Raw genomic sequence first — 11,581 nt, forward strand, 5'->3', positions numbered from 1 at the left:
GGACTCCTCGTCGAGGGGGTTCTGCGTTCGGGGGGGCGGGCTGGGGTCAGGACCGGCCGAAGACGGCGGCGACCTCGGGGATCTTCTCGACGTACCCGGCGAGCAGCTTCTCGGCGACGTCGACGGAACGCACCAGCGGGTGCGTCGCGAAGGCCAGGAGCGCCTCGGTCTCGTCGCCGTGCAGGGCCGCGGCGATGACGTGCCGCTCGACGGCCTTCACCTGCTGCATGAGCCCGAGCTGGTGCAGGTCCGGTGCGGGCGTCGCGAACGGGCGGACCCCGGACCCGTCGACGGCCACGGGGACCTCGACGACCGCGTCGGAGGGCAGCCCGGCGATCGTCGCGCCGTTGCGGACGTTGAGGATCGCCGTCGACGGCTCGTCGCGGCTGATGGCGGCCATGACGGCGAGCGCCACCCCGGCGTAGCCCTGCTGGGAGGGGTCGGTCTCCGGCGGCTCGGGGTTCTCCGGCGCACCCTGTTCGCCGCCCTTGGCCTCGGCCATGTAGCTGGCGCTGCGGTCCAGGACCGTCTCGCGCCACAGCTGCGCGGCGCGCGAGCCGGCCCGGGGCAGCTGGTCGAAGAAGTCGCCCTGCGTCTTGAGCAGGAACTCCCCGCGGGTCAGGGAGGACTCGCGGATGCGGGCGACGGCTTCGGCGTTGCGGTACCAGTAGTAGAGGTACTCGTTGGGGATCGCGCCGAGCGCCTTGAGCCAGGGGGCGCCGAAGACGTGCTGCTCCTCGAGGTGGGCCAGCAGCCCGTCGTCACCGAGCAGGTCGGGCAGGACGTCGCGGCCGTGGACCTCGACGCGGCGCAGCCAGCCGAGGTGGTTGAGCCCGACGTAGTCGAGACGGGCGTGGTCGGGGTCGTGCCCGAGCAGCGTCGCGACGCGGCGCCCGAGCCCGGAGGGGGTGTCGCAGATGCCGAGGACCTTGTCGCCCAGCACGCCCTGCATGGCCTCGGTGATGATGCCCGCGGGGTTGGTGAAGTTCAGGACGTACGCGTCGGGAGCCAGGCGCGCGACCCGCTCGGCGACGTCGACCATGAACGGCACGGTGCGCAGCGCGTACGCGAGCCCGCCGGGGCCGGTCGTCTCCTGGCCGAGGACGCCCAGGTCGAGGGCGACGCGCTCGTCGGCGCAGCGGCCGGCGAGGCCGCCGACGCGGACGGCCGAGAACACGAAGTCGCTGCCCTCGAGCGCGACGTCGAGGTTCGTGGTGGTCTGCAGGGCAGGGGGTTCGGGGAACCCCTCGGCGAGCTGCTCGAGCACGGCCCGCATGCCGGCGAGGCGGGACGCGTCGGCGTCCTGGAGGGTCACCGCGGTGATCCGCGGCTCGCCCTGGTCGCGCAACAGCGCCTGCCACACGAAGGGGGTGCGGAAACCGCCACCCCCGAGGATCGCCAGCTTCACGCGCCCACCCCTCGCTGCTCGTTCACGCAGGCAGACTATGACCGAACGCGCATCCTTGACTAGAGTGTTGCCCGAACCCCTGCGCGATCGATCACCTGTTCTCCGAGGAGTCCGCCCGTGTCCGACCTCGACCTCGTCTTCGGCGGGCGCGTGTTCTGCGACCTCGTCCTGTCCGGCGTCCGCGCACCCGTCCCGGGGGCCGAGGTGTTCGCCGACGGCTTCACCCTCACCCCCGGCGGGACGGCCACGCGCGCCGTCGCCGGGGCCCGGCTGGGGTTCCGCACCGCCCTCGTGGGCGCCACGGGAGCCGACGAGCTCGGCGCGGTGGTCCGCTCCGCGCTCGCCCGCGAGGACGGGCTCGACCTGACCTGGCTCGCCGAGGTGCCCGGGGCCCGCACCGCGGTGACCGTCGCGCTGACCAGCGCCGACGAACGCAGCTTCGTCACCTACGAGGAGCGCGCCACGTGGCTGCCCGACGCGCTGCCCCGGCCGCTGCCGGCGGTCGGCGCGTGCCACGTGGGGCTCGCCGAGGGGGTGCCGCCGTGGGTGGCGGGCCTGCGCAGCCGGGGGACGTTCGTCGTCGGGGGCGTGGGGTGGGACGAGACCGGGGCCTGGGACCCGGCCGTGCTGGACCGGCTCGCCGGCGTCGACGCCTTCGTCCCCAACGAGGACGAGGCGCGGGCGTACACGCGCACCCCGGACGCCGTGCACGCCCTGGACGCCCTGGCGCGGCGGACGGGCGTGGTCGTGGTCACCCGGGGCGCGGACGGCGCGGTCGCGCTCGACGCAGGCACGGGTGAGCGGTGCGACGTGCCGGCACCGCGGGTGCGGGCCGTCGACCCGACCGGCGCCGGGGACTGCTTCGTCGCGGCGTTCTGCGCAGGACGCACGGCGGGGTGGTCGTTGCGGACGGCGGTCTCCTTCGCCGTGCTCGCGGCCTCGGTGTCCGTGCAGCGCCTCGGCGGCGCCTCGGCGGCACCCAGCCGCGCCGAACTCCTCACGGCCCTGGCGTGGCACCGCGAGCACGACAGCCTGCCGGCCGCGGACTGGCACCTGGTGCAGGACCACCTGTCCGCCTGAGCGGCGGGCCGGCCGCGCGGGCCGGTTCCTCCGACCGCCCCCCGTCCCGACGTCGAGGGGCCGCCCCACCAGCGGTGGGGCGGCCCCTGGGCTCAGGCAGCCGTCACACCATGCCCTTGGCCGTCGTCAGAGCGTTCTTGGCCGCGTCGGCGGGCTTGGTCCGGCCGAACAGCTGGTCGGTGCCGATCGTGGTGAACTCGGTGTTCCACGCCGAGGCACCCGAGGGCGTCACCTGCGGCGGGTCGACGACCTCGGACGCGATCGCCTGCGAGAACGCCAGCACGATCTTCGACTGGGGGCTCAGCACCGGCTCGATGTCCTTCTGCACCGACGGGATCGCCGGGACACCGCGCTCGGTCGTGAGGATCTTCGTGGCGGCGGGGTCGGTGAGCATGAAGTCGACGAACTTCGCCGCGTTCTCGCTCTGCTTCGTCCGGGCCGAGATGGACCAGTACATGGAGGCCTTGTTCACCATCCGCGGCGACTCGCCCGTCTTCTGCGCGGGCAGGCGCAGCAGCTTCAGCTCGTTGCCGCTGGCGGCGGCGAAGGCCGAGATCTGGGTGTGGAACTGCAGGTGGAAGGCCGCCTTGTTCGTCGCGAACAGCGACGCGTCGAGCGCGGCCGTGGAGTTCTCGCTCTGCACCGAGGCCTGGGGGGTCGCCCCGGAGGCCACGAGCGCGTCGGCGTACTCGAAGTAGCTGGTCACCGTGGCCTCGTCGGCCGCGGTCTGCTCCTTCGTCGGAAAGATCTCCTGCTTGAACTGGCGCACCCACGCCCCGACCTCAGCGGTGCCCGTCCCGTAGCCGTCGAACCCGACGACGCCCTGGGCGCCGAGCTTGGCGGAGACCTGGGTGGCCAGGGCGGCGAACTCCTCCCACGTCCACTTCGTGTCGTCGGGCATCTCGACGCCGGCCTGCTGCAGGACCGTCGGGTTCACCCCGACGGAGAAGTTGCCGACGCCGATGGGGGCGCCGACGAGCTTGTCCTCGACCTTGCCGGTGTCCAGGACCTTGGAGTCCATCTCGGACAGGTCGAGCTGGCTCTTGACCGTGTCCAGGTCCAGGAGCGCGCCCCGGGTGCCGTAGGCCGCGATGTACGCCTCGTCCATCTGGATCACGTCGGGCGAGTCGTTGGCGGCGGTGCTGGTGGCCAGCTTGTCCCAGTAGTTGGTCCACTCGGAGTTCTCGACCGTGACCTTGATGCCGGGGTTGGCCTTCTCGAACTCGGCCGCCGCCTGCTGGGTCAGCTTCAGGCGCGAGTCGTTGCCCCAGGTGGACACGCGCAGGGTGCCCCCGCTGTCGCCGGAGGCCTTCGAGCCCCCCGAGCTGCCGGGGGCGCAGGCGGCGAGGGCCGCGACGGAACCGGTCGCGGCGAAGGCCGCCACGACGGACCGCCGGGACAGGCCGTGCGGGAAGGAGGAGCGGTGGGTGCGGGGCGCGTCAGTCATGTCAGCGAGGCCGTTCTCGTCGAGGGGGCGCGGGTGGAGTGGTGGTGCGGTGCGGTGGTGCGGGTGGTCACTTGCCGCCGGTGGTCGCGATCCCCTTGACGAGGAAGCGCTGGCCGAAGAGGAAGACCAGGAACAACGGGACGAGCGTGACGATGGACATCGCGAACATCGCTCCCCAGTTGCTGCCGCTGGTCGCGTCGAGGAAGCTCTTCAGGGCCACCGGGACGGTGTAGGCGTTGGGGTCGGTGAGGTAGATCAGCGGGGTGAAGAAGTCCGACCAGGTCCAGATGAAGGTGAAGATCGCCGTGGTGGCCAGCGCCGGCCCCATGAGCGGCAGCATCACCCGCAGGAAGATCCGGCCGTGGCCGCAGCCGTCGATGCGGGCCGCCTCGTCCAGTTCACGCGGGATGCCGCGGATGAACTGCACCATGAGGAAGATGAAGAACGAGTCCGTCGCCAGGAACTTGGGCAGGATCAGCGGGACGAACGTGTTCACCCACCCCAGGTGGTTGAACAGGATGTACTGCGGCACCAGGACCACGTGGATCGGGACCATGACCGTGATGAGCATGATCGCGAACCACATGTTGCGGAACCGGAACCGGCAGCGGGCGAAGGCGTACGCCGCCAGCGAGCAGGCGAACAGGTTCCCCGCCACCGCACCGACGACGACGATCGCGGAGTTCACGATGTAGTGCCCGAACGGTTGGGCCAGCGCCGTCCAGCCGCCCGTGTAGTTCGAGGTCACCAGGTCGTTGATCCACAGCCCGGGGGTGCGGAAGATGACGTTGGTGGGCCGGAACGAGGAGACCAGCAGCCACAGCAGCGGGTAGACCATGACGATGCTGACGACGATCAGCACCGCGTGCTTGACCACCGAGCGGGCCCTGGAGGACGCCGAGCGGCCGCCGACCGCGGACCTCGCCGACGCGCGCGTGGTGGTGACCGGGGCACTTTCCTGGAGATCAGTCATCGTAGAACACCCAGTACTTCGACAGGAGGAAGTTGAGAGCGGTCAGGACACCGACGATGAGCACGAGCAGCCACGCCATCGCGGCCGCGTAGCCCATCTCCAGCTGCCCGAAACCCTTCTGGTACAGGTAGAGCGAGTAGAACATCGTCGAGTCCGCGGGCCCGCCGGTCCCCCCGGAGACCACGAAGGCCTGGGTGAAGGACTGGAAGGCGTTGATGAGCTGCAGCACGAGGTTGAAGAAGATGATCGGCGACAGCAGCGGCAACGTGATCTTCGAGAACCGCGTCCACCGGGAGGCGCCGTCGACGGCGGCGGCCTCGTGGTACATCGCCGGGATCTGACGCAGCCCGGCCAGGAAGATCACCATCGGCGACCCGAACGTCCAGACGTGCAGGACGATGATCGTCCACAGGGCGTACCGCGGGTCCGACACCCACCCCGTCGTGGAGTGGATGCCCACGAGCCCGAGGAGCTGGTTCACCAGCCCCTGCGTGCCGAAGATCTGCCGCCACAGCAGCGCGATGGCGACCGACCCGCCGAGCATGGAGGGCAGGTAGAAGATCGAGCGGTACAGCGCCAGGCCCCGCATGCCGCGGTCCAAGACGATCGCCACCGCCAGCGCGAAGCCCAGCTGGAGCGGGACACCCACCACGACGTAGATGAAGGTCACCTTGAGCGAGTGGTGCAGGCGGGCGTCGCCGAGCATGTCCAGGTAGTTCTGGACGCCGATCCACGTCGGCGGCTGGAGCAGGCTGTACTGGGTGAACGACAGGTACAGGCTGGCCAGCATCGGGCCGATGGTGATGACCGCCAGCCCCAGGAACCAGGGCGTGAGGAACAGGTAGGCGGTCTTGTTGTCGCGGTTGTTCTCCCGGCGCCGGGCGGCCTTCTCCTCCGGCGTCAGCGGCCGCCGGGCCCGGTCGGCGCGCAGGGACGACAGTTCGCCGATGGCGCTCATCGCGTCGACCTCCCGTCGTGCTGCGGGTCGATCATCGGATCCACCTCTCCGTTCGTCATCGATGCGGGGGTGCGGGTGCGGGGTGGGTGCTAGGAGAGCGTGAACCGGGCCGAGACCCGGTCCGCCGGGTGACCGCCGTCGAGCCGACAGTAGAAGGCGCTGTCCGGGGTGAGGTCGCCGCGGGCGATCGTCGTCCCCTCCAGGGCGGAGGCGTAGAGCCCGGTGACGAACTCCATCGTCGGCCGGGTGCTGGTCAGCGTCGTGGCGTGCCGGCGCCCGGCGAGGAGGTCGTCGACGAGTTCGTCGATCTGCGCGGCGTGGTTGGACGGCAGGTCGGTCCCCGCCGAGGCCTGCCACACGTCGAGGCCAGTGCCCGCGGCCGTCGAGTCCCCCCGGGCGGTGCCCGGGTCGACCCCGTTGGCCGCCAGCGTCCCGGCGTCGGGCAGCGGGAACCAGGACCAGTCGGCGTCGGAGTAGCCGTAGAGGTGGTTGACCTCCAGGGTCCCGCCGGTGGTGTCGACGCGGATCCGGCTGACCTCGCGCGGGGAGAGCAGGCTCGTGACCACGGAGGCGACGGCACCGCTCTCGAGGGCGACCGACGCCGTGGCGACGTCCTCGAACTCGACCGGGCGCGCGATCCGCGAGGCCTTGGCGTCGACGGTGGACCAGTTGCCCAGCAGGTGCAGCATCAGGTCGATCTGGTGGATGGCGTGGCCGAGGGTCGGGCCCCCGCCCTCCCCCGCCCAGTTCCCGCGCCACGCCGGGTCGAAGTAGCTCTCGGGCCGGTACCAGAGGGTTTCGCAGACCGCGATCTGCGGGGCGCCGAGCGCGCCCTCGGCGAGCAGCCGGTGGGCGCGCTTGGCGCCGGACCCGTGCCGGTGCTGGAAGACGACGTACACCGACCCGGTGCTGGCGGCCTCGGCCTCGGCGATGACGTCGAGCTCGGCGAGGGTGACGGCCGGCGGCTTCTCCAGCAGCACCGAGATGCCGAGTTCGAGCAGGGCGACCGTGGTCGCGGTGTGGCTGCCCGGGGGCGTGCAGACGGAGGCGAGCTGCACGCCATGGGCGGCGAGGTCGGCGAGGCTGTCGGCCGCGGCGGTGTCGAACTCCTCGGCGAACTTCTTCGTGGCCGCGGGGTCCACGTCGTGGGCGGCGACGATCCGCGCCCGCGGGTTGCCGGCGTAGGCCCGCCCGTGCGAGCGGGCGATGCCCCCGCAGCCGACGATGCCGACCCGCAGTTCCTGTTCCGTGCCGGGAGTGCTGTCGGAGGTGCTCACGCGGCGAAACCTCTCTTCGTGGCGTTCTGCTGGGCGGTGATCGCCAGGCGCATCACCTCGAAGGTGTGGCTCTGCGGGCAGGCGGTCTCGGTGCGGTGGCGCACGTCGTGGACGAGCGCCGGGTAGTACGGGAGCTCCACGTCGGAGCAGTCGACGCGTTCGGTGGTGCTGTCGTCGACGACGAACAGGTGGTCGCCGCCCTCGCGGCCGGCGAGGTCGACGTACTTGCGCAGCTCGATGAACCCTTCGGTGCCGAGGATCGTCGTGCGCCCGTCGCCCCAGGTCGGCAGCCCCTTGGGGGTGTACCAGTCGACGCGCACGTACCCGTGGGCGCGGTCGGACACCAGCGTCAGGTCACCGAAGTCCTGCATGCGCGGGGAGTCGGGGTGGGTGTAGTTCGCGACGGCGCTGGAGACGACGTCGGCCGTCGTCGAACCGGTGTAGAAGAGGAACTGGTCGATCTGGTGGCTGGCGATGTCGGTGAGGATCCCGCCGGTGCGGCCGCGGTCGTAGAACCAGTCCGGACGGCCCTCGCCGCCGGCCAGGTGGGCCCGGTCGCCCTCGCGGTGCGGCCCGAGCCCGATGGTCTGCACGACGCGCCCGATCCGGCCGGACTGCACGATCTCCCCGGCCTTGACGGCGCTGCGGACCTCGAAGCGCTCGGAGAAGGTGACCGACCAGAACCGCCCCGACTCCGCGACGGCCTTCTCGACGTCCTCGAGCTGCTCGAGGCTGATGCACCCGGGCTTGTCGGCGACGACGTCCTTGCCGTGGCGCAGGGCCTGGACGGCGATCGGGCCGCGCCGGTCGGGCACGGCGGCGGTGACGACCAGGTCGATCGTCGGGTCGGTCAGGAGGTCGTCGGGGTGCTCGGCCCACGCGACGTCGGGCCAGCGCTGCGCGACGGCCCTGGCCACCGCGGCGTCGCGGTCGTCGCTGGCCAGCCCGACCAGTTCGCAGCCCTGCCCGAGCAGTCCGGCGATCTGCCCGAACGCGTGGGCGTGGTCGAGACCCACGGCGGCGAACCGCACGGGCGGGGCCGAGGTGTCCTGGTCGGTGCTCATCGCGTGCGCTCCATCGTCCACTCCGTCGTCGTTGTCTGGAATGCGCTTTCCGAACTGTTGCACAACCCTTCCCGACGGTCAACGCTCTTGCGCTCGTGCGGGTGACGGGCACGGGGAGCGGTGGGGGGAGGTCGGAAAGTGATCGATAATCTTCGTTGACTCGGGTACCTTAGTTATCGATCACTTCGGGTGTCAACGATGAGACCCGACCAGTCCGGGGAGGGCACCGCATGGCGCAGAAGCGCGCGACCATCTACGAGGTGGCCACCCTGGCCGGCGTCTCGCACCAGACCGTGTCGCGCTACCTGCGCCACAACGGCGGCCTCAAACCGGCCACCACGGCCAAGGTGGAGGCGGCCATCGCGGAGCTGAACTACCGGCCCAACCTCGTGGCCCGGTCCATGCGCACCCGCCGCAGCGGACGGCTCGCGTTCCTCGTCCCGGCCGTGAAGCTGAACGTGCTGCCCCTGCGGCTGGTCTCCGAGGCCGTGACCGTGGGCCACGCGGCGGGGTACGCGATCGACCTCACCGGCTTGGAAGGCTCCGCGGCCGAACGCGCCGAGCGCGTGCGCGAGCTCGCCGAGTGCGGCGAGTACGAAGGCGTCCTCTCCCTGGGCACCCACGCACCGGGGCCGGAGGTCTCCCCCTCCGCCACGCCGGTCGTCACCATCGCGAACTACGACGACGAGCTGCGCGGCACCGGCGCCCTGGCCGACAGCGCCGCGGGGGTGCAGATCGTGCGGACCCTGGCCGAGCTGGGCCACGAGCACTTCCTGCACGTCAGCGGCCCGCCGGGGTGGGCCTCGGCCCGCAACCGCCTGGAGACGTTCCTGAAGACGACGGCCGACCTCGGCGTGCGGGGCACCGTCGCCGAGGGCGACTGGCACGGGCAGTCGGGGTTCGACGCCGTCGCGGCGCTGCCCCGGGACACCCCCGTCACGGCCGTCGTCGCCGCCAACGACCACGTCGCCGTCGGAGCCATGCGGGCCCTGACCCAGCGCGGCTGGCGGGTCCCGCGCGACGTGAGCGTCTTCGGCTGGGACGGCCACGACTTCGGGCGGTTCTGCACGCCCACCCTGTCGACCGTCGTGATCGACGTCGAACGCCAGGGACGTGAGGCCATGGAGCGGCTCGTGGCCCTGGCCCGCGGGCTGGAACCGCCGGCACCCGACGCGCGGTCCCTGCACACGTTCCTGCCCCGGGAGTCGATCGGGCCCGCTCCCACCCGGCGCGCGCGGCTGAAACCCCTGCCCGCCCCGCGGTGACGCCACCCCGCGGGACCTGTCCTCCGCACGGACCGGGACGACTGCGTCCGGACGGGCGGGGACCTCACCTCGCGGCGGGTGTGCGAAACGGTGGTGCGGGTCGGTGCTGCCTGTCTCCTCGACGTCGGGGAACGGACCGCGACCGCTGACCGTGCGCGCACGCTACCACCGCCCGGTCGACACCTGTCGAGGGTCGAGGCGGCGGCTGGTCAGGGCCGCCAGCGGCGCCCGCAGCTTCAGCAGCACCTCGGCGACCTCGGCGTCGGGGTCGGAGTCCAGCACGACCGCTCCCCCCGCCCCGACCCGCCACTCGTCCCCGACGCGCACCGCGGTGCGGATGACGACGGACAGGTCCGCGGCGCCGGAGACGGAGAACCAGCCGATCGTCCCGGAGTAGACCCCGCGGGGCCGCTGCTCCAGCGCGTCGACGATCTCCGTGGTGCGCAGCTTGGGCGCTCCCGTCATCGACCCCGGCGGGAAGCACGCGCGCAGGCAGTCCACGGCGGAGGTGCCCGGCCGGAGCCGGCCCCGCACGGTCGTCACGAGCTGGTGGACCGTCGGCAGGGTCTCCACGCTCATGAGGTGCGGGACGGTGACCGAGCCCGGCACGCACACGCGCCCGAGGTCGTTGCGCAGCAGGTCGACGACCATGAGGTTCTCCGCGCGCGTCTTCGGGTCCGCCTGCAGCGCCGCGGGATCGGTGTCCACGGGGGCCGTCCCCTTGATCGGGCGCGTCTCCACTGCCCCCGCGCCGTCCACGTGCAGGAAGCGTTCGGGCGAACTGCTGACGACCTCGGTCCCGGCCGTGCGCAGGAAGGCGGCGTAGGGCGCCGGGTTCGCCGCGCGCAGCCGCCGGTGCACCGTGAACGCGTCGCCGCCCGCACCGTCGTCGACCGGGACGCGGGCCTGCGTCGTGAGGCAGATCTCGTAGCTCTGCCCCGCCCGCAACTGCTCCTGCGCGGCGAGGACGTCGCGCCGGTAGTCCGCCGGTGCGGTGTCGAGCGTGACGGGCAGGTCACCCGGGGGCGGGGGGTCGGCGAGCGCGGGCGGGTCCGCGAGCGCGGCGACGGTCCGCGCGACCCAGGCGGGTTCTTCCGGCCCGCCCAGGGCCACGACCCAGGTGCTGCCCTCCCCGTGGTCGAGGGCGACGAAGCGGTCGACGAAGACCCAGTGCGCGGCCGGGGTGCCGTCGTCGCGCGCGGTCGGGAAACCGCACTCGTCGCGCGCCTCGTACCCGGCCCAGCCCACGAAACCGCCGTGGAACTCGAAGGGCACCTGCTCGGCCCCGTCGACGCCCAGCGCGGCGAGTTCGGCGGCCAACCCCGCCAGCGACGACACCCGGTGCCCCGCGAGCGGACCGAGGAAGGAGAACCGGCCCGACCCGGCGCCGCGCGCGGCGGAGTCCAGCCAGAAGACGTCCTGGCCCGAGGTCGCCCCGAACGTCGCGGCGAGGACCCGGTCGCCCTCGCGCACCCCGTCCAGCCGGCGGGCGTGCAGCCGGTACCGCCGGGGGTGCTGGGCCCGGCGGCACCACCGGACGAAGTTCTCGACGATCCGCGCCCCCGTCGTGCTGGCGATCGACTCGGGGTGGAACTGCACCCCCACCTGGGGGCGGTGCCGGTGCCGCAGCGCCATGAGGACGCCGTCCCCGGCCCAGGCCAGCGGTTCGAGGTCGTCCGGCAGCGGCTCGGCGACCCGGAAGGAGTGGTAGCGCGTCGCGGCGAACCCCTGCGGCAGGCCCGCCAGGACGGAGGTGCCGGTGTGCCGGACCCGGTCGACGAACCCGTGCCGGGGGACGGGGGCGGCGTCGACGACGGCGCCGGCCGCGAGCGCCATGCCCTGCATGCCGAGGCAGACGCCGAGGACGGGGACCTGCGCGCGGGCCAGCACGTCGGCCGACAGCGCGAAGTCGCGGGCCTCGGCGGGGTGGCCGGGACCGGGTGAGACGACGATGCCCGCGTACCCGCCCAGGTCGAGCTCACCCGGCGCCACGTCGTCGTCGCTGACGACCTCGGGGTCGGTGCCCGTGGCGACGGCGAGCAGCTGGACGAGGTTGTGGGTGTAGGAGTCGTGGTTGTCCACGACGAGCCAGCGCACGCGGGCTCCCTC

9 protein-coding genes are annotated in these 11,581 nt (G+C 72.6%); 2 read left to right on the forward strand and 7 right to left on the reverse strand.

The features are described from left to right. Nucleotides 1-46 precede the first annotated feature (46 nt). Nucleotides 47-1,408: a 6-phospho-beta-glucosidase gene (locus CLV37_RS13260; RefSeq protein ID WP_106211063.1), complete on the reverse strand. Its 1,362-nt coding sequence runs from the start codon at nt 1,406-1,408 to the stop codon at nt 47-49. A gap of 117 nt (nt 1,409-1,525) precedes the next feature. Here CLV37_RS13260 and CLV37_RS13265 point away from each other — a divergent pair, with 117 nt between their 5' ends. Further along, nucleotides 1,526-2,488 (forward strand): carbohydrate kinase family protein, encoded by a 963-nt coding sequence (locus CLV37_RS13265; RefSeq protein WP_170127246.1) that lies wholly within the window; start codon nt 1,526-1,528, stop codon nt 2,486-2,488. Between the two features lie 103 nt (nt 2,489-2,591). Here the strand turns inward: CLV37_RS13265 and CLV37_RS13270 are convergent, their stop codons facing one another. The 5 genes from CLV37_RS13270 to CLV37_RS13290 form a co-directional block, all read right to left on the reverse strand. Continuing rightward, nucleotides 2,592-3,935 carry an ABC transporter substrate-binding protein gene (locus tag CLV37_RS13270; protein WP_106211067.1) on the reverse strand — a complete coding sequence of 448 codons (1,344 nt, stop codon included), beginning with the start codon at nt 3,933-3,935 and terminating at the stop codon, nt 2,592-2,594. Between the two features lie 67 nt (nt 3,936-4,002). Beyond that, nucleotides 4,003-4,908: a carbohydrate ABC transporter permease gene (locus CLV37_RS13275; RefSeq protein ID WP_106211069.1), complete on the reverse strand. Its 906-nt coding sequence runs from the start codon at nt 4,906-4,908 to the stop codon at nt 4,003-4,005. Continuing rightward, a complete protein-coding gene (locus CLV37_RS13280) occupies nt 4,901-5,866 on the reverse strand; it encodes a carbohydrate ABC transporter permease (protein ID WP_106211071.1) in 966 nt (321 codons plus the stop codon). The genes CLV37_RS13275 and CLV37_RS13280 overlap by 8 nt, the downstream gene beginning before the upstream one ends. An 89-nt stretch (nt 5,867-5,955) precedes the next feature. After that, complete coding sequence (locus CLV37_RS13285) at nt 5,956-7,143, reverse strand: Gfo/Idh/MocA family protein (protein WP_106211073.1); 1,188 nt, start codon at nt 7,141-7,143, stop codon at nt 5,956-5,958. Then, entirely contained in the window at nt 7,140-8,207 is a 1,068-nt protein-coding gene (locus CLV37_RS13290) for a Gfo/Idh/MocA family protein (protein WP_106211075.1), read from the reverse strand. The genes CLV37_RS13285 and CLV37_RS13290 overlap by 4 nt, the downstream gene beginning before the upstream one ends. 230 nt (nt 8,208-8,437) lie before the next feature. Here CLV37_RS13290 and CLV37_RS13295 point away from each other — a divergent pair, with 230 nt between their 5' ends. Then, complete coding sequence (locus CLV37_RS13295) at nt 8,438-9,472, forward strand: LacI family DNA-binding transcriptional regulator (RefSeq protein WP_106211077.1); 1,035 nt, start codon at nt 8,438-8,440, stop codon at nt 9,470-9,472. 162 nt (nt 9,473-9,634) lie between these two features. Here CLV37_RS13295 and CLV37_RS13300 read toward each other — a convergent pair whose 3' ends face one another. Then, on the reverse strand, nt 9,635-11,569 hold the full coding sequence (locus tag CLV37_RS13300) for a chorismate-binding protein (protein WP_170127247.1): 1,935 nt from the start codon (nt 11,567-11,569) through the stop codon (nt 9,635-9,637). Nucleotides 11,570-11,581: the final 12 nt, after the last annotated feature.

This window comes from Kineococcus rhizosphaerae, assembly GCF_003002055.1.
Classification (GTDB): Bacteria; Actinomycetota; Actinomycetes; order Actinomycetales; family Kineococcaceae; genus Kineococcus; species Kineococcus rhizosphaerae.